This is a genomic window from Haloferax volcanii DS2 (assembly GCF_000025685.1).
GTDB classification, from domain to species: Archaea; Halobacteriota; Halobacteria; order Halobacteriales; family Haloferacaceae; genus Haloferax; species Haloferax volcanii.
The window spans coordinates 2,563,991-2,580,693 of sequence record NC_013967.1; the positions used below are offsets into that span (position 1 = coordinate 2,563,991).

17 protein-coding genes and 1 tRNA gene are annotated in these 16,703 nt (G+C 67.0%); 11 read left to right on the top strand and 7 right to left on the bottom strand.

Annotation, left to right across the window (positions count from 1 at the left end):
• Positions 1–26: 26 nt before the first annotated feature.
• Positions 27–548: a helix-turn-helix domain-containing protein gene (locus HVO_RS17835; RefSeq protein ID WP_004042922.1), complete on the bottom strand. Its 522-nt coding sequence runs from the start codon at positions 546–548 to the stop codon at positions 27–29.
• A 235-nt stretch (positions 549–783) separates the two neighbouring features.
• Positions 784–868 (bottom strand) — tRNA-Leu (locus tag HVO_RS17840).
• Positions 869–1,011: 143 nt separating this feature from the next.
• Between HVO_RS17840 and HVO_RS17845 the strand changes: the two genes are divergently transcribed.
• Positions 1,012–1,572 carry a DUF420 domain-containing protein gene (locus tag HVO_RS17845; RefSeq protein ID WP_004042923.1) on the top strand — a complete coding sequence of 187 codons (561 nt, stop codon included), beginning with the start codon at positions 1,012–1,014 and terminating at the stop codon, positions 1,570–1,572.
• Positions 1,573–1,927: 355 nt separating this feature from the next.
• Here HVO_RS17845 and purF read toward each other — a convergent pair whose 3' ends face one another.
• The 3 genes from purF to HVO_RS17855 form a co-directional block, all read right to left on the bottom strand.
• Complete coding sequence (gene purF / locus HVO_RS17850; RefSeq protein ID WP_004042925.1) at positions 1,928–3,409, bottom strand: amidophosphoribosyltransferase; 1,482 nt, start codon at positions 3,407–3,409, stop codon at positions 1,928–1,930.
• Positions 3,410–3,786: 377 nt separating this feature from the next.
• Positions 3,787–3,963, bottom strand: a complete 177-nt coding sequence (locus tag HVO_RS20305) for a 50S ribosomal protein L37e (protein WP_004042936.1) — start codon at positions 3,961–3,963, stop codon at positions 3,787–3,789.
• Positions 3,960–4,190: an LSM domain-containing protein gene (locus HVO_RS17855; RefSeq protein WP_004042938.1), complete on the bottom strand. Its 231-nt coding sequence runs from the start codon at positions 4,188–4,190 to the stop codon at positions 3,960–3,962. The genes HVO_RS20305 and HVO_RS17855 overlap by 4 nt, the downstream gene beginning before the upstream one ends.
• Positions 4,191–4,570: 380 nt before the next feature.
• On the opposite strand from HVO_RS17855, the gene HVO_RS17860 reads away from it, so the two are divergent.
• From HVO_RS17860 to HVO_RS17875, 4 genes are all read left to right on the top strand, one after another.
• Positions 4,571–5,923, top strand: coding sequence for a ribonuclease J (locus HVO_RS17860; RefSeq protein WP_004042940.1), 1,353 nt, complete (start codon positions 4,571–4,573; stop codon positions 5,921–5,923).
• On the top strand, positions 5,923–6,969 hold the full coding sequence (idsA3, locus tag HVO_RS17865; protein WP_004042941.1) for a geranylfarnesyl diphosphate synthase: 1,047 nt from the start codon (positions 5,923–5,925) through the stop codon (positions 6,967–6,969). The genes HVO_RS17860 and idsA3 overlap by 1 nt, the downstream gene beginning before the upstream one ends.
• 189 nt (positions 6,970–7,158) lie before the next feature.
• Entirely contained in the window at positions 7,159–8,916 is a 1,758-nt protein-coding gene (locus HVO_RS17870; RefSeq protein ID WP_004042943.1) for a glutamate--tRNA ligase, read from the top strand.
• Between the two features lie 66 nt (positions 8,917–8,982).
• Positions 8,983–9,642, top strand: a complete 660-nt coding sequence (locus HVO_RS17875; protein WP_004042944.1) for a cyclase family protein — start codon at positions 8,983–8,985, stop codon at positions 9,640–9,642.
• Between the two features lie 30 nt (positions 9,643–9,672).
• Here HVO_RS17875 and HVO_RS17880 read toward each other — a convergent pair whose 3' ends face one another.
• Positions 9,673–10,152, bottom strand: coding sequence for a DUF456 domain-containing protein (locus HVO_RS17880; RefSeq protein ID WP_004042946.1), 480 nt, complete (start codon positions 10,150–10,152; stop codon positions 9,673–9,675).
• 167 nt (positions 10,153–10,319) lie between these two features.
• Between HVO_RS17880 and HVO_RS17885 the strand changes: the two genes are divergently transcribed.
• The 6 genes from HVO_RS17885 (at position 10,320) to HVO_RS17910 (ending at position 16,360) form a co-directional block, all read left to right on the top strand.
• Positions 10,320–10,649: a 4Fe-4S dicluster domain-containing protein gene (locus HVO_RS17885; RefSeq protein WP_004042948.1), complete on the top strand. Its 330-nt coding sequence runs from the start codon at positions 10,320–10,322 to the stop codon at positions 10,647–10,649.
• Positions 10,650–10,779: 130 nt separating this feature from the next.
• A complete protein-coding gene (locus HVO_RS17890; RefSeq protein ID WP_013035393.1) occupies positions 10,780–11,661 on the top strand; it encodes an electron transfer flavoprotein subunit beta/FixA family protein in 882 nt (293 codons plus the stop codon).
• 2 nt (positions 11,662–11,663) lie between these two features.
• Positions 11,664–13,412, top strand: coding sequence for an electron transfer flavoprotein subunit alpha/FixB family protein (locus HVO_RS17895; protein WP_004042951.1), 1,749 nt, complete (start codon positions 11,664–11,666; stop codon positions 13,410–13,412).
• The gene (locus tag HVO_RS17900; protein ID WP_004042952.1) at positions 13,409–15,073 is read left to right on the top strand and encodes an FAD-dependent monooxygenase; all 1,665 of its coding nucleotides are present in this window, start codon (positions 13,409–13,411) and stop codon (positions 15,071–15,073) included. Before HVO_RS17895 ends, HVO_RS17900 begins: the two co-directional genes overlap by 4 nt.
• Positions 15,074–15,086: 13 nt before the next feature.
• Complete coding sequence (locus tag HVO_RS17905) at positions 15,087–15,527, top strand: hypothetical protein (RefSeq protein WP_004042954.1); 441 nt, start codon at positions 15,087–15,089, stop codon at positions 15,525–15,527.
• A 98-nt stretch (positions 15,528–15,625) separates the two neighbouring features.
• On the top strand, positions 15,626–16,360 hold the full coding sequence (locus HVO_RS17910) for a GNAT family N-acetyltransferase (protein WP_004042956.1): 735 nt from the start codon (positions 15,626–15,628) through the stop codon (positions 16,358–16,360).
• A gap of 113 nt (positions 16,361–16,473) precedes the next feature.
• Here the strand turns inward: HVO_RS17910 and HVO_RS21110 are convergent, their stop codons facing one another.
• Positions 16,474–16,638, bottom strand: coding sequence for a hypothetical protein (locus HVO_RS21110; protein WP_169331103.1), 165 nt, complete (start codon positions 16,636–16,638; stop codon positions 16,474–16,476).
• Between the last annotated feature and the right edge of the window lie 65 nt (positions 16,639–16,703).

Below are 16,703 nucleotides of genomic sequence, written 5' to 3' on the forward strand. Positions count from 1 at the left end.
GAGACGCCCGACCGAGAAAAATCGTGCTACTCGTCGACGAGAGTCACGTCGAGGCGCTCTTCGAGGGCGCGGATGGCCGACCCCCCGACGTTCGCCCGCGTGGCGCGGCCCTGCTCGATGGCGAGCAGTTGCTTCTCGTCGAGGTCGAGTTCGTCCGCGAGTTCAGCGAGCTGGAGCCCGGCGTCCTGCCGGGCGGACTCGACGACGCCGCCGTAGCCGGAGACGAGGTAGGGAAGCCGGTCTTTCTCGTAGTTCGTCCCTTTTTCCTCCCAGTGTTTGGAGTCGCCTTTCGCGCTGTCGTACAGCTTGGCGGTGCGCTGGGCGGCGCGCTTCTTGCGGTTCCCCGAAGAACCGTCGCGAGAGGCGTCGCTCGACCCGCTTTTTCGGTCCGCGTGGCGGTTCTCGCCGTGCGGCGCGCAGTCCGGACAGACCAACAGGTCCGCGCCGGCCACGTTCGCACGCCGGAGCTTCGCGGTGCTTCGGCCGCAGAGTTCGCAACTGTCGCCGTCGCCGCCGCCACCGCCCCGGTTCGTCGAGTACTTGGCCATGCCGCGTGTTACTCGTTCGACCCTTTTAAACTCGCGCCACGGGGATGCGGCCGAGACCGAGGTCGACGGTTACACGGCCACTGGCCGGTAAACACCGAAAAAACCGGAGAAGGATGCCTCTCAGGGGTGTAGTTTCGTGGAAGGATTGTGCGTGGGTGATGTCCGTGTAGGGACGTCACCTGCATCATTCGGCGGCTACGCCGCCTCATTGCGGACTGTGAGTCCGCACATGCGATGCGTGGGACCGGATTTGAACCGGCGGACCTCTACAGGACAGCGCCCTCAACGCTGCGCCGTTGGCCTGGCTTGGCTACCCACGCTCGCTGTGTCTTGCTGCACTCTCCGTTACCCCGCGGTAATTTAAATGACTTTCCTTTCGCCTCGGCAATGTCGGGCGTTTGCAGGCGTCGTACCGCGGTCGGGCGACCGAACGATTTTGGCCTCGCGGCCCCGGAGTACGCCCATGGAGTTCCGAGCACGCGACCACGTCCGCGGACTGACCGCTCTCCTCTCGGTGCTGTCGCTCGCGCTCGTCTTCGGCGCGGCGCTCGGCGCGATTCCCCGCGCCGCGATTCCGACCGCGCCGGCGGCCGCGCTGAACGCGATTCCACACGTCAACGCGGTCATCAGCACCGTCGCCATCGTCACCATCCTCGCCGGCGTCCGGTTCGTCCGCCGCGGCGACATCGAGCGCCACCGGCGCATGATGCTCGCCTCGTTCCTCCTGTTTGCGACGTTCCTCGTCCTCTATCTCTACAAGGTCGTCGTTCAGGGGACCGCCGAGTTCCCCGGCCCCGACGCGGTCTATCAGTTCGTCTACCTCCCGACGCTGGCGATTCACATCCTTCTGGCTATCGTCTGCGTCCCCGTCGTCTACTACGTCCTGCTGTTGGCACTGACGCGACCGATAACCGAAGTCTTCGGAACCGAACACGCTCGGTTCGGCCGCGTCGCGGCCTCGCTGTGGCTCGTCTCGTTCGTCCTCGGAAACGTCGTCTACGTCCTCCTCTACGTCATCTACTGAGGAGGGACGGCGAGCGCCGTCGCTCGGGCGTTCAAAGGGAGTTCCCGTCCGACGCCCGCGGCGGAGCGCGCGGCCCGGGGGCCGCTGGTTCGGACGGGCGGTAGTACGTGGTGCGACCGGCAGGTCACAGAGACGGGGCGTGCGAGCCCTCCCGCGGCGTCCGCCCCGTCGATTCGCACTCCGTACTCCGCTCGCAACCCGGTCCTCGGCGAGTCGGAGTACGGTTCGAACGACGGGCGCGAGAGAAAAGAAAGGCCGCGTTGACTATGCTATCGCGGCTCTCGGCGACTGTCTTCTGTGTCGAGAGGTCGGTTGGGTCGGACGGGTCGGCAGGTCGGACGGGCGTCGGTGAGACTCAGTCGCTCAGCGGCGCTTCGGCGCCGACGACGGGGCGGCTCACGTCGCGGTCGGTCTCCTCGCCGTCGATGTCGTAGGGGTACTCGCCGGTGACACAGCCGAGACAGAGGTCGCTTTGGGACTTTTCGAGCACTTCGGCCACGGAGTCGATAGAGAGGTAACCGAGGCTGTCGGCGTCGATGGTGTCGCGGACCTCCTCGACTGACTTGTCCGAGGCGATGAGTTCCTCGCGGGTGGCCATGTTGATGCCCATGTAACAGGGCGCGACGATGGGCGGCGCGCCGATGCGCATGTGGACCTCGGTCGCGCCGGCGTCGTACAAGAGTTGCACGAGCTGATTCGAGGTCGTCCCGCGGACGATGCTGTCGTCGATGAGCGTGACGGACTTCCCCTCGACGGTGCTCTTGATGGGGTTGAGCTTCAGGCGCACGGCGCGCTCGCGCTCGTCTTGGGTCGGCATGATGAACGTCCGGCCGACGTAGCGGTTCTTCATCAGCCCCTCGGCGAACTCGGCGGTCGCGTCGTCTTCCTGTGCGGCCTCGGCGTAGCCGGAGGCGAACGCGCGGCCCGAGTCGGGGACGGGCATGACCACGTCGGTGTCGACGCCGTTTTCGTCCCAGAGCTTCCGGCCGAGTCCCCGGCGGGCCTCGTAGACGAGCGTGTCGTTCATCACGGAGTCCGGGCGGGCGAAGTAGATGTGCTCGAAAAAGCAGTGGGCCGTGTTGTCGCGTTCGACCAGTTGATACGAGTCGAAGCCGGAGCCGTCGGGTTCGAGGACGACGAGTTCGCCCGGCTTCACGTCGCGGACGAGTTCGCCGTCGAGCGTATCGATGGCGGCCGACTCGGAGGCGAGCACGTAGCCGTCGTCGACTTTCCCGATGCAGAGCGGCCGATTCCCCTCGGGGTCGCGCACCCCGAGGACCGTCTCGTCGTGCATGATGGTGAGCGCGTACGAGCCGTGAATGCGCTCCATCGTTCGCTTGACGGCGCGGACCAGGTCCTCCTCGAGGAGGTTGCGCGCGAGGTCGTGGGCGATGACCTCGGTGTCGCCGGTGGAGGTGAAGGCGTGACCGAAGTTCTCCAGTTCGTCGCGGAGTTCGTCGGCGTTGACGAGGTTGCCGTTGTGCGCGAGGCCGAGCGACCCCGACTTGAACGAGACGGCGAACGGCTGGGCGCACGACTTCGACACGTCGCCCGCGGTTGGGTAGCGGACGTGGCCGATGCCGGCTTCGCCCTTCAGGCCGTCGAGGTCGTCGGCACCGAACGCGTCGCCGACGAGACCCATCTGGACGTGACTGTGCTGTTGGAACCCGTCGTGGGTGACGATGCCTGCGGACTCTTGGCCCCGGTGCTGGAGGGCGTACAGCGAGTAGTAGAGGGGCCGTGCGGCGTCTCGACCGCCGAGTGCGACGCCGACGACACCGCACTTCTCGGTCAGTCCGCCGATGTGGTGGTGGGAGTCGTCCCGCCCAGTTACCATGGAAGATGATAGAGAGTCGAGGGGGTAAAAAACCCGTCCTTATGCAGTAACGACGGGGTCTCAAACCGATAAATATCCACGTTAGTGCATATGTTTGCGGATCGGGACGGCGACTACGAGCCGGCGCGTAACCCGACGAGAACGGAAGCGACGCACCCGTGGCTGGTCTCGTCGGCCGCGGCGACAGCGTCGGCTCGGGGCGGTAGCGGTTGTCAGGAAAGTGGTGAGAACTGCACGCAGGTCGGGAGTGGGACGCCGTACTCGGTGCTAGCGAGTGTCACGGGGTCGAAGACGAACCGGGAGTCAGGAACGCGGGTTCGTTCTCGCCGCAGACGGCGAGAGAGAAGACAGAGACGGTTGGAGACCGTCGAGAGTCGTTAGTTGTCGCCGGACTTCGACTGCCAGGCGTAGCTCCGACGCTTCTTCGACTTACCGAAGCCGCAAGACGAGCAGACCTTCTTCTTCACGTGGTAGGACTTCTCGCCGCAGCGACGGCACTTGACGTGCGTCGTCTTGTTCTTCTTTCCTTGGCTGGGGGTTCCTGCACCCGTCATGCTTTGATGGTGACGACGTTATCGCCGCGTATAATGGTTGTGTCTTGGACTTGCTCGAGTTCGATATCCCCGGGCACGGTGTCTTCGTCCAGCGCTTCTTCGAGTACGACGTTCATGTGCTGGTCGTAACCAGCGAGGACGCCGAAGTACGCGTTTCCGTCCTTGAGGAGAACCGTCACCGGCTCGTCGAGTGACGCTTCGAGGACGTCGAGGGGTCGGCCGCTCATGCATCAAATCCGTCTCGTAGTTGTCTTAAATGTGCCGGACCGACAGTGCGGAGTCGCGTCGAATCCGACCGTCCGGGTCGAAATCGTCGCCGAACGGGGAGAATCCTCGTCTCACGTGAGACGTTCTCTCACGACCCCGGGCGTGCGGGCGCGGTGAACCCACGTAGTTTTTAGTACCCCCGTGAGTAGAACTCAGTACCAGAAACCCGCGGGTAAGTGCGGGCGCGCCCAGTTCGACCGGTTCGGGCCGTCTCGTACGCGGGGTCATTCGACCGACGAGCTGCAAGACGCCGGGGCCGATGGCCCCCAGACACCCGTCTTTCCGTGAGCACCTTCGCCACATCGTGGCTTTCGATGCTCGGAATATCGAGACACAAACCATGGAAATCGAAATCGCAACCATAGGCGGATACGAAGAAGTCGGCCGTCAGATGACGGCTGTCCGTGCCGGAGACGACGTCGTCGTCTTCGACATGGGTCTCAACCTGTCGCAGGTCCTCATCCACGACAACGTCGAGACCGAAAAGATGCACAGCCTCGACCTCATCGACATGGGCGCTATCCCGGACGACCGGGTCATGAGCGACCTCGAAGGAGACGTGCAGGCCATCGTCCCCACGCACGGCCACCTCGACCACATCGGTGCCATCTCCAAGCTCGCCCACCGCTACGACGCCCCCGTCGTGGCGACGCCCTTCACCATCGAACTGGTGAAACAGCAGATCGAAGGCGAGAACAAGTTCAACGTCAACAACGACCTCGTCAAGATGGAAGCCGGCGAGACGATGTCCATCGGCGACTCCGGCAACGTGGAACTCGAATTCGTCCACGTCACCCACTCCATCATCGACGCCATCAACCCGGTCGTCCACACGCCCGAGGGCGCTGTCGTCTACGGTCTCGACAAGCGCATGGACCACTCGCCGGTCCTCGAAGACCCCATCGACATGAAGCGCTTCCGCGAAATCGGTCGCGAGGGCAACGGCGTGCTCGCGTACATCGAAGACTGTACGAACGCCGGCCGGAAGGGCCGCACGCCCTCCGAGTCCGTCGCGCGCCGCCACCTCAAAGACGTGATGACCTCCGTCGAGGACTACGACGGCGGCATCGTCGCGACGACGTTCTCGTCGCACATCTCCCGGGTCTCCTCGCTCGTCGAGTTCGCCAAGGACATCGGCCGCCAGCCGGTCCTCCTCGGCCGCTCGATGGAGAAGTACTCCGGCACGGCCGAGCGCCTCGGCTTCGTCGACCTCCCCGACGACCTCGGGATGTACGGCCACCGCAAGTCCGTCGACCGCACCTTCAAGCGAATCATGAAGGAGGGCAAGGAGAACTACCTGCCCATCGTCACGGGCCACCAGGGCGAGCCGCGCGCGATGCTCACCCGCATGGGCCGCGGCGAGACGCCGTACGAGATTGACGACGGCGACAAGGTCATCTTCTCGGCGCGGGTCATCCCGGAGCCGACGAACGAGGGCCAGCGCTACCAGTCCGAACGCCTCCTGCGCATGCAGGGCGCGCGCATCTACGACGAGATTCACGTCTCCGGCCACCTCCGAGAGGAGGGCCACTACGAGATGCTCCAGGCGCTCCAGCCCCAGCACGTCATCCCGGCTCACCAGAACCTGAAAGGCTTCGCTCCGTACGTGGACCTCGCGGAGAGTCAGGGCTACGCCCTCGGTCGCGACCTCCACGTCACGCGGAACGGCAACATGATTCAGCTGGTGGAGTGATGACTCCCGACGCGACCGAAAAGCGGGTGCTCGAGGCGATTCGCGAGCGGCGCGAACTCGTCAACGACGCGCTCGACGAGGACGTACCGATGGCCGAGCCCGAACGGCTCTACGAGGCCTCACGGTACCTCCTGAAAGCCGGCGGCAAACGCCTCCGGCCGACCGTCTCCCTCCTGACCGCGGAGTCCCTCGCGGACGTCGAACCGATGTCGGAGGACTACCGGGCGTTCCCGACGCTCGCGGGCGACCCCATCGACGTGATGGTCGCCGCCGTGAGCATCGAGGTCATCCAGTCGTTCACGCTCATCCACGACGACATCATGGACGACGACGACCTCCGTCGCGGCGTCCCGGCGGTCCACAAGGAGTACGACAACTCGACCGCCATCCTCGCCGGCGACACGCTGTACGCCAAGGCGTTCGAACTCCTGACGAAGACGGGCGCGGACCCCGCCGACGGCCTCGAAGCCGTCCGCCGACTCGCGACCACCTGCACGCAGATTTGCGAGGGGCAGGCGCTCGACATCGAGTTCGAGCGCCGCACCGAGGTGCTCCCCGACGAGTACCTCCAGATGGTCGAACTGAAGACGGCGGTGCTCTACGGGACCGCGGCCGCCGTTCCGGCGGTCGTCATGGGCGCCGACGACGAGGTCGTCGAGGCGCTCTACCAGTACGGCATCGCGTCCGGCAGCGCGTTCCAGATTCAAGACGACGTGCTCGACCTGACCGTGCCGTCCGACCAGCTCGGCAAACAGCGCGGCTCGGACCTCGTGGAGAACAAAGAGACCATCATCTCGCTTCACGCGCGCCAGCAGGGCATCGACGTGGACGACCTCGTCGACGCCGAGACGGCCGAGGAACTCACCGAAGACGCCGTCGAGGCCGCCGTCGCCGAACTGAACGAGGCGGGCAGCATCGACTACGCCCGCGAGATGGCCGAAGACCTCACCGAACAGGCCAAATCGCGGCTCGACGTCCTCCCGGACAACGAGGCCCGCGACCTGCTGTGCGACATCGCGGACTACCTCATCACCCGCGGCTACTGAGCGCGCGGCGCACCCCGCGCCCACAGCGAACCGCTGTCGTGCGGGCTTTTCTTTCGACCGTCCGCCACCGAGCCCCGCCGCAACTCATATTCACCCTGAAATGCTAACACGTACCGTACCCCTGCCCGCGCGAGGACCCTTCCCCGCAATCCGGGCCTGTTTTTAGGCGCGCCGCGGAAGCGAACGGTAATGGACGACGAGCTTCGAGAGCGCATCGAGCGAGAGGCCGAGAAGCACGCGCTTCTCAACGCGGTGAAACACGACAGCGACGCCGACGTGGGCGCGATTATGGGCCCGCTGATGGGCGAGAACCCCGACTTCCGCCAGCACGGCGGCGAGATTCCGGGCCTCATCGGCCCCGTCGTCGCCGAGGTCAACCGACTGTCGGCGGGCGAAAAGCGCGAGCGACTCGAAGAGCTCGCGCCCGAGGAACTCGCCGAGATGGAAGCCGAGGAGGAGGCGGACGACTCGCTGCTCCCCGACCTTCCGAACGTCGAGGCGTACGACGAGGTCCGCATGCGCGCCGCGCCGAACCCCAACGGCCCGTGGCACCTCGGCCACGCCCGCATGCCCGCGGTCATCGGGACGTACAAGCAGATGTACGACGGCTCGTTTATCGTTCGGTTCGACGACACCGACCCGGAGACGAAGCGACCGGACCTGACGGCGTACGACGCCATCCTCGACGACATCGACTACCTCGGGTTCGAGCCCGACGACGTGATTCGCGCCTCCGACCGGGTGGAGACGTACTACGACTACGCCCGCGAACTCATCGAGATGGGCGGCGCGTACACCTGCTCGTGTTCGGGCGAGGAGTTCTCGAATCTGAAGAACGACGGGAAGCCCTGTCCGCACCGCGACAAGGACCCCGAGACGACCCGCGAGGAGTTCGAGGACATGGTCGCAGGCGAGTACAGTTCGGGCGAGATGGTTCTCCGCGTCAAGACCGACATCGAGCACAAGAACCCCGCGCTGCGCGACTGGGTCGCCTTCCGCATGATAGACACGCCGCACCCCCGCGAGGAGGCGGCCGACTACCGCGCGTGGCCGATGCTCGACTTCCAGTCCGGCGTCGACGACCACCTCACGGGCGTCACCCACATCATCCGCGGCATCGACCTCCAAGACTCCGCGAAGCGCCAGCAGTTCGTCTACGACTACTTCGGCTGGGACTACCCCGAGGTCGTCCACTGGGGTCACGTACAGGTCGACGCCTACGACGTGAAGATGTCCACGTCGAGCATCAAGGAACGCATCGACGCGGGCGAGGTCGAGGGCTGGGACGACCCGCGCGTGCCCACCATCAAGAGCCTCCGCCGCCGCGGCATCCGCGGGCAGGCCATCGTGGACGCGATGGTCGGCCTCGGCACTTCCACCTCGAACGTCGACCTCTCGATGTCGACCGTCTACGCGAACAACCGCGACCTCGTCGACGACGACACGGACCGCTACTTCCTCGTTCGCGACGTCGCCGAGGGAACCTCGGCGGACAGCCAGACTATGTCTGGCCCGTGTGAGGCGTTCGCCGTCGAGGGCGGCCCCGACAGCGCCCACCCGCCGCTCCACCCGAGTTTCGAGGAGCGCGGCACCCGCGACATCCCCGTCGGCGACAGCGTCCTCCTCGAATCGGGCGACGTGCCCGCCGAGGGCGAGCGCGTCTGGCTGAAGGGCTTCGGCGCGGTCCGCCGCGAGGGCGACTCGCTCGTCGCCACCGGCGACGACCTCGACGTGGTCCGCGAGGGCGGCGTCGACGTGATTCACTGGGCACCGACCGACGGCGTCCCGGTCCGCATGCGCACCATGGACGGCGACGTGACGGGCGTCGCTGAACCCGATTTCGGTGACGTGCCCGAGGACGAACTCGTCCAGTTCGAGCGCGTCGGCTTCGTCCGCGTGGACGACCGCGGCGACGACGAGACGGTCGTCTACTTCGCGCACAAGTAGGTCGAGCGACGGACAGTCGCTTTCGACACGAACACTCGTTTTACCCACCCCCGCCTAAGGAGCCGTATGACCCTCCTCGACCTCACCCGCCGCGTCGAAACAGGGATGCCGACGTACCCCGGCGACCCGCCGGTCGCAGTCGAGTCGCACGCCGACTTCGAGACCGACGGCTATCGCGTCTCGCGGCTCGAACTCGGAACCCACGCGGGCACGCACGTCGATGCCCCCGCGCACACCGAGCCGGACGGCGCGACGCTCGACGACTTCCCGGCCGACGACCTCCGGTTCACCGCTCGCGCAATCGACTGTCGAGACGCGGGACCCCGCGGTCGAATCGGCCCGGACGCGATTCCCGAACGCCTCGAACCGCGCGTGGATTTTCTCGTGTTCCGAACCGGCTGGGAAGACGAGTGGGGGACCGAACGCATGGCCGACCACCCGGCACTCGAGCCCGAGACGGCGCGCGCCTGCGCGGACCGCGGGCTCTCGGTCGGTATCGACGCGCTCAGCCCGGACCCGACCGGCGGCGACGGCGTGCCCGCCCACCACGCGATTCTCGGGGCGGGGCTCCTCGTCGTCGAGAACCTTTGCGGGTTGGACGCGCTCCCGACCGACCGGACGTTCGACCTGTACGTCATGCCGCTTCGGGTGGACGCCGACGGCGCGCCCGCGCGGGTCGTCGCCGACGCGGAGACGGGGCTGATTCGGCGGCGAGACGAGCGGTGAGTCGGTGGGAACCCGAAAACCGGCCTGCGCTCAGAGCACCACGGTCAGGACGAACCCGACGAGCATCGAGAACGTCAACAGCGCCTGCACCGCCGCGGTGGCGAGGACGCCGACGGTGGCGACGAGGGCGCGCCGACCGCTCTCTTCCGCGTCCTGATGGTCGACGTATTCGAGGGCGAAGACGGTGCCAGCGACGCCGACGAAGATGCCGAGCGGGCCGATGAGGAACATGAGCAGGAAGCCGACGACGCCGGCGACAATCGAGGTTCGGGTCGACGCGCCGCCGAACCGCGCGGCGACCATCCCGCCGGCGTAGTCGGTGACGAGCGCGACGAGGCCGACGAGAGTGAGCCCGACGAACGCGATGGGACCGGGCTCCGAGAAGCCGGTCGACACCCAGTAGACGACCACGCCGACTACGGACAGGAGCGCACCGGGAAGCAGCGGGAGTACGCTCCCGACGACGCCGAGGACCAAGAGGGCGAGCGCGACCCAGAGGAACACGTCCATACCGGGGTGGTTCGGGCCGGGGGCTATTCACCCCACCGAGTGGGCGCTGCGTGGCCTCGTCTCCGCCGCGGCGCGGGTCGTGGAACTGATTCGCGCGTCGCGTCGCCTGATTTCCGCCCGTTCGGGGGATAGTTTATTGCCTCTACCGGAATATGTCACTAAGAGTCATGGCTATCGACCCGCAGTTCGAGGCAAACAGGGAGAAAGTCGGCGAGGAAAACGGCGTGGCCGTCTGGGGACCGGTCGACCCGCCGGAGAAACACGGCATCCACGGCACGCACGTCGCGGTGGACTTCGACATCTGTCTCGCCGACGGGGCGTGTCTGGAGGACTGCCCCGTGGACGTGTTCACGTGGGTCGATACGCCGGGGCACCCGGAGTCCGACATCAAGGCCGAACCGACCCACGAAGACCAGTGTATCGACTGCATGCTCTGTGTCGACGTCTGCCCGGTCGACGCCATCGACGTCGACCCCGGGCGAGCGGGACGCATCTGAGGGAAGAAACCCCGATTTTTTGCGGGTAGCCCCGCCGAGAACGACGCCGCTGAGCGGCGCAGACGTTCCAATCACCTAGCACAAAAGATTATTATGAATATGAGCTAGCACTAACTGGAGAGTGTTCTCAATGCACATGGTGGTACTTACCAAAGGCGTGCCCGACTTCCGGGAGGGCCAGGTATCGTTCGACGAGGACGGGCATCTCGAACGGGGGAAGACGCCCACAGTGATGAATCCGAACGACCGCTTCGCGCTGGAGGCGGCGCTCCAGACGCGGGTTCGACACGGCGGGCGAGTGAGCGTGATGAGCATGGGGCCGCCGGGGTACAAGGAGGTGTTACAGGAGGCGATGGAGACGGTGTACGCCGACGACCTGCACCTCGTCTCGGACCGCGAGATGGCGGCCGCCGACACGTGGGCGACGGCCATCACGCTCAGCGGGGGCATCGAGACGCTCGGCGAACCGGACGTGGTGTTCGCCGGGTTCAAGACCGCGGACGGGGAGACGGGCCACACCGGGCCGCAGACGAACTGGTGTCTCGGCATGCCGCTCGTCACGCACGTCGTCTCCCTCGACATCGACGAGGAGGCGGGGACCCTGCGCGCCAAGCGACTGGTCGAAGGCGATATCGAGGAGATAGAGACCGTCGAGACGGAGCTTCCGGCGTTCGTCGTCGCGGACCCCGAGTTCGAGCCGTCGTATCGGACGGCGGGCGAACGCCTGACGCTGAAGGACCTGCGCGAGGAGACTCGAGCGCGCGCCGAGAACTACGAGGAGCACCTGACGGTTCGGGACCACGCCGACATCAACGTCGACCCGGACTATATCGGCCTCGACGGCTCGCCGACCATCGTCTCGTCGGTCGACCCGATTCCGAAGGCCCCGGCGGAGCGGGAGGCCACGATGGTCGACCCCGACGACGCGGGAGCCATGCAGGACGTGCTGACCGCGATGCAGTCGGCGGTGGGCGACGGCGACGGGGACGCCGCGGCCGCGGGGGGTGACTGAGCGTGACCGACTTCGACCCCGGCGACTACGAGGTTTCGGAGCTCGGCCCGGCCATCAAGGACATCGACGACCTCGGCGAGTTAGAGGAGATTCTGCAGGCCGAACACCGCGGGCAGAATCGCGCGCCGGCCGTTGCGCTCATCGAGAGCCGCATCGAGAAGTTCTCCGAGGACGAGGAGCCGGCCGACGCCGACGGGTTGGACCTCGCGTCGATGAGCACCGCGGAGGTCGGAAATGCCCTCCAGAGCGTCGAGGAGGTCTCGGAGCTCGAATCGCTCCTCGAACGCGAGGAGGCGGGCGAGAACCGCGACCCGGTGAAGCGACTCATCAGAAACCGCATCGACTCCGTGAAGGGAAGCGACGAGGAGGACACGGAAGTCGAGGTGGACGACCGGACACCCGAGGAGCGCCACCCGGACCTCGATCACCCGACCCGCGACAAGCGTCACGTCCGGTCGCTCCACGGGGGAACCTACCGCGACATGTGGGTCTACTGCGAGACGCAGGCGGGCGAACTCGTAGACGTGTCCAAGGAGATGCTCGGGAAGGCCCGCGAACTGATGGACACCTACAACGACGACTACACGACCGACGAGCGGGTCGTCGCGGTGCTCATCGGCGCCGACGTGTCGAAGCACGTCGAGGACGTCATCGCCTACGGCGCGGACGTGGTCGTCGTCCGCGAGGACGCCAGACTCGAACGCTTCCAGCACAAGCCGTACACCGAGATATTCTGCGACATGGCCCGCGCGGGAGCCACCCACCAGAACTTCGAGGTCACGGACGGCCGCGACGAACCGTGGCGCGACTACGACAAGCCGCGGTACGTGCTGTTCCCGGCGACGAACAACGGCCGGGACCTCTCGGCGCTCGTGCAGGCCGAACTCGACTCCGGCCTCGCCAGCGACTGCTCGGGGCTCTACATCACCGAGGAGGTCATCTCGAACCCGGTCAAGACCGGCGTCGCCGGCGAGAAAAGGGAGTTCCAGCGCGTCCTGCACATGAAGCGCCCGGACTTCTCCGGCTTCGAGTACTCGACCATCCTCTGTATCGACAACCCGGCGCGGGAGTTCCACCCGCAGGGCGCGTCGGTCATCCCGGGGAGCTTCGACCTGCCCGAACCCGACGCCGAGCGCGAGGGCCTCGTCGTCGAACACGACGCCCCGCTCGACGACGACTGGTTCCGCGTCACCGTCACCGCCTACGACCGACTGGACGAGGGTATCGACCTGACCGGCCACGAGGTCATCGTCGCGGTCGGCCGCGGCATGGGTGACGACCCGACGAAGGGCATCGAACTCGCCTTGGACCTCGTCGACCAGTTCGAGGACGCCGAGGTGGGCGTCACCCGCGGCATCGTCACGGGGTCGTTCAACTTCGACGGCCACGTCGAGCAGTACACCCACGAGGACAGACAGATAGGCGAGACGGGGCAGGTCGTCGCGCCGAAACTCTACATCGCGGCGGGTATCTCCGGCGCGGTCCAGCACAAGGTCGGCATGGACGAGTCGGACACCATCGTCGCCGTCAACACCGACCCCGACGCCCGCATCCGCGACTTCTCGGACTACTTCATCGAGGGCGACCTGTTCGAGGTGATGCCGAGGCTGACGACGGCGCTCAAGGAGGGCCGGTTCGAGGCGGCGGTCGCCAGCGACGGGGGGCGCGCGGCATCGACGCCGCCGGCCGGAACCTCCGACGGTGGCGCTAGCGCTGGCGCGGCCGCGGACGACCGGGGTGAGTCGCGATGAGCGACTACGAACACTACGAGGCGCTCGTCGTCGGGGCCGGACCGGGCGGCGCGGCGGCGGCCGCGACGTTCGCCAACTACGGCATCGAGACGCTCGTCCTCGAACGCGGCGTCGAGGCCGGGTCGAAGAACGTCTCGGGCGGGCTCATCTACGCCGAGGAGTCCGCGCCCTACACCATCGACGACCTCTTTCCGGGGTTCCGCGAGGCGGCCGCCGAGCGGCCCATCACGAAGTACCGCATCCACAACATCGCCGGCGACAAAGTGGAGTCGTTCGACCTCACGGACCTCCACGAACACGACACCGAGTGGTCCGACTCGGTCCTCCGGCGGAAGATGGACTCGTGGCTCGAAGCCCGCGTCCACGAGCGGACCCGCGAGACCGGCGGCGGCCTCCTGACGGGCGTCCACGTCAACGGCCTGCTCCGCGAGGAGGGCCGCATCGTCGGCGTCACGCTGGACGAACTCGACCCGATAACCGCCGACATCATCGTCGCGGCCGACGGGGTGAACTCCGAACTCGCCCGCGACGCGGGCCTGATGGACTGGGACGAGCCAGACGAGTGGTTCCAAGGCGTCAAGGCCGTCGTCGACATGCCGGAAGCCGCCATCGCCGACCGGTTCGACGTGGCCGAAGACGAGGGCGCGGCGCACCTGTTCTCGGGCGACCTGTTCGAGGGCGTCCGCGGCGGCGGCTTCCTCTACACGAACCGCGACACGCTGTCGCTCGGGACGGTGTTCCACCTCGACAGCCTCGTCGCGGAACGGGCCGAACCGCACGAGCTACTGGACGGGCTCTTGACCCATCCGTTGCTCGCGCAGTGGCTCGGTGACGACTACACCGAACTGGAGTACAGCGCGAAGCTCGTGCCCGACTCGAAGAAGGTCGCCTTACGCGAACCGCACTTCGGCCGACTGCTCCTCGTCGGCGACGCCGCCGGCCAGATGCAGGCGCAGGGGCCCATCATCAAGGGCATGAACCACGCCGTCACCGCCGGGGCGCTCGCGGCCGAGTCGTACGCGCAGGCCAAGTCGCGCAACGAACCGGAGAAAGCGGGGATCCGTTACGCCCGCAAACTCCGGAGCGAGGGCGTGATGAAGAAGCTCCGGCCCCGCGGCTACGAACTGCTCCGCGGCGTCGCCGAGGACGACGGCGTGACCGACGTGGTCGACACCGTGCTCACCTCGGCGGTCGGACGCGCCGGCATTCGGGCGCTTTCGGGGCGGCTCGAACGCCTCTACAACGTCCCGACGCTGTCGGCTTTGATGCCGGACACGCGGACGCCCTACGTCACGCTCCCGGCGGTCATCGCCGAGGAGTTGGGGACGCGGGTCCGCGAGGCGAGTTCGGTGACGCCGCCGGACCTCGAAGCCCGCATCGGCGGGCTGACCTACGACACCGACATCGGCAACCCGCACATCACGCTTCGCGACGAGTCCTACGAGGCGAGCGGGGCCGCGGTGGCGGCCTGTCCGGTCTCGGCGGTCGATTTCGGCGGCGGCTGTTACCGCGAGGAGGTCGTCCGCACCAACGGCTCCGAGGAGCGCGTCGTCAGCCTCGACACCCAACCCTGCGTCGAGTGCGGCACCTGCGCCGTCGTCGCCGACACCGACTGGAGCCACCCGCGCGGCGACAAGGGCGTCGAGTTCAAGTGGGGATGACCGAGGTGAGCCCATGAGTCGCGACGTGACCCAATCGGAGTCCCGCCCCGTCGCTGACGGCCGCGGGGCCGCGGAGCGCCACCCCGAAGACGTTCGGTTCGGGGAGCGCGCCAGAGTCCTCGCCGCCGAGGCCCGAGAGGCCCGGGAGTCGTTCGAGCCGCCGCCGTCGTCGGCCGCGGACCGGCGCGCGCTCGAATGTGCCCGCGACGGCGTCGGCCCGGCGGTGTCGCTCTACGTCAGCGCGCGGACGGGCGACCGGCAGGTCTCGTTTACCGGCGAGGAGTTCGAACTGCTCCACCGGGCGATGAACGACTGGCTGACCATGTACGCGCGATGCTACGGCGTCGACCTCGACGCGGACTTCACGGTCCGCGAGGCCGCCGAAGTCCTGCTCCGGACCCACGACGTTGTCGACACCGCCCAACTGCTGACCTGCGTCCCCGAGCGGCGCTGAGGGGCCCCACAGCTCCCCCACCCTACCCGTTGGCGGGGCCGACTGTCGTCGGGTCCGGCACGAACAACAATTATAAATCACGAGTGTGATTGTGTACCATGGAAGTAACCGACAGTCTCAACTTCGGACACAAAGACCGCAAAGACATCTACGAGTACATCGAGCGTCACGGGACCGTCCGCGAGGACGAGGTACGGCGGGCGCTCAACTTCGAGCCGGCGGCGCTGGGGGCGCACCTGACCGTCCTGCGACGCGACGGCTACATCCGAAAGGTGGGCAACCACGTCGAGGTGGCCTACGCGCCCGGCGAGGCGGAGACGGTCGAACTCGGTGACCTCGACGTGACGATTCGGATGGCCCAGAACGTCGACTTAGAGAGCCTCGTCGACGCCATTCACGAGGTCGCTGACGAGGGCCGGTACATCGAGGCCGAGACGGTCGCGGACCTGCTGGACCACGAGGAAGTCGTCCTCCGACACAACGAGGTCAGTTCCCGGATGGTGTTCGTCGCCACGGTCGGCGACGAACTCGCCGGCTGGGTCCACCTCGACCTGCCCGAGGCGGAGAAACTGAGCCACACCGCCGTCCTGACCGTCGGTACGCGCCCGGAGTTCCGCGGCCACGGCATCGGGAGCAAACTCCTCGACCGCGGCGTCGACTGGGCGCGCGAGCGCGGCTTCGAGAAGCTCTACAACAGCGTCCCGGCGACCAACGAGGAGGCAATCGCGTTCCTCGAAGGCCACGGCTGGGAGACCGAAGCCGTCCGCGACGGCCACTACAAGATAGACGGCGACTACGTCGACGAAGTGATGATGGCCGTCTCGCTCCGGTGAGCGCGGATTCGCTCCGTCTCCGACCCTGATTTTCTGCGCGTCGTCGCGCTCGCCAGCGACGCGTCGGCTTCGCGGGTCCCGCCCACGACCGGTCGCGCGACCACCCGACCGGCTTACGACCAGTCGTCTTCGGCCCCGTCGAGGGGTTCAGCGACGACGCCGTCCTGCTGAACGAGCGCTCTCGCGTGAGCCGTACAGACGTTCCTGTCGGCGTCCCACGGCACGTGGAGCCTGACCGCCGCGACGTTCTCGCAGTCGGGTTCGCTGCACTCGGCCATACGGAGAGCGTCGGCTCCGACGACCATCGGTGTGTCGGCGGGCGAGCGACTGAGACGCGGCCGCT

Coding starts and splice junctions, on each gene's coding strand:
- HVO_RS17835 (WP_004042922.1), bottom strand. CDS start 548: ATGGCCAAGTACTCGACGAACCGGGGCGGTGGCGGCGGCGACGGCGAC.
- HVO_RS17845 (WP_004042923.1), top strand. CDS start 1,012: ATGGAGTTCCGAGCACGCGACCACGTCCGCGGACTGACCGCTCTCCTC.
- purF (WP_004042925.1), bottom strand. CDS start 3,409: ATGGTAACTGGGCGGGACGACTCCCACCACCACATCGGCGGACTGACC.
- HVO_RS20305 (WP_004042936.1), bottom strand. CDS start 3,963: ATGACGGGTGCAGGAACCCCCAGCCAAGGAAAGAAGAACAAGACGACG.
- HVO_RS17855 (WP_004042938.1), bottom strand. CDS start 4,190: ATGAGCGGCCGACCCCTCGACGTCCTCGAAGCGTCACTCGACGAGCCG.
- HVO_RS17860 (WP_004042940.1), top strand. CDS start 4,571: ATGGAAATCGAAATCGCAACCATAGGCGGATACGAAGAAGTCGGCCGT.
- idsA3 (WP_004042941.1), top strand. CDS start 5,923: ATGACTCCCGACGCGACCGAAAAGCGGGTGCTCGAGGCGATTCGCGAG.
- HVO_RS17870 (WP_004042943.1), top strand. CDS start 7,159: ATGGACGACGAGCTTCGAGAGCGCATCGAGCGAGAGGCCGAGAAGCAC.
- HVO_RS17875 (WP_004042944.1), top strand. CDS start 8,983: ATGACCCTCCTCGACCTCACCCGCCGCGTCGAAACAGGGATGCCGACG.
- HVO_RS17880 (WP_004042946.1), bottom strand. CDS start 10,152: ATGGACGTGTTCCTCTGGGTCGCGCTCGCCCTCTTGGTCCTCGGCGTC.
- HVO_RS17885 (WP_004042948.1), top strand. CDS start 10,320: ATGGCTATCGACCCGCAGTTCGAGGCAAACAGGGAGAAAGTCGGCGAG.
- HVO_RS17890 (WP_013035393.1), top strand. CDS start 10,780: ATGCACATGGTGGTACTTACCAAAGGCGTGCCCGACTTCCGGGAGGGC.
- HVO_RS17900 (WP_004042952.1), top strand. CDS start 13,409: ATGAGCGACTACGAACACTACGAGGCGCTCGTCGTCGGGGCCGGACCG.
- HVO_RS17905 (WP_004042954.1), top strand. CDS start 15,087: ATGAGTCGCGACGTGACCCAATCGGAGTCCCGCCCCGTCGCTGACGGC.
- HVO_RS17910 (WP_004042956.1), top strand. CDS start 15,626: ATGGAAGTAACCGACAGTCTCAACTTCGGACACAAAGACCGCAAAGAC.
- HVO_RS21110 (WP_169331103.1), bottom strand. CDS start 16,638: ATGGCCGAGTGCAGCGAACCCGACTGCGAGAACGTCGCGGCGGTCAGG.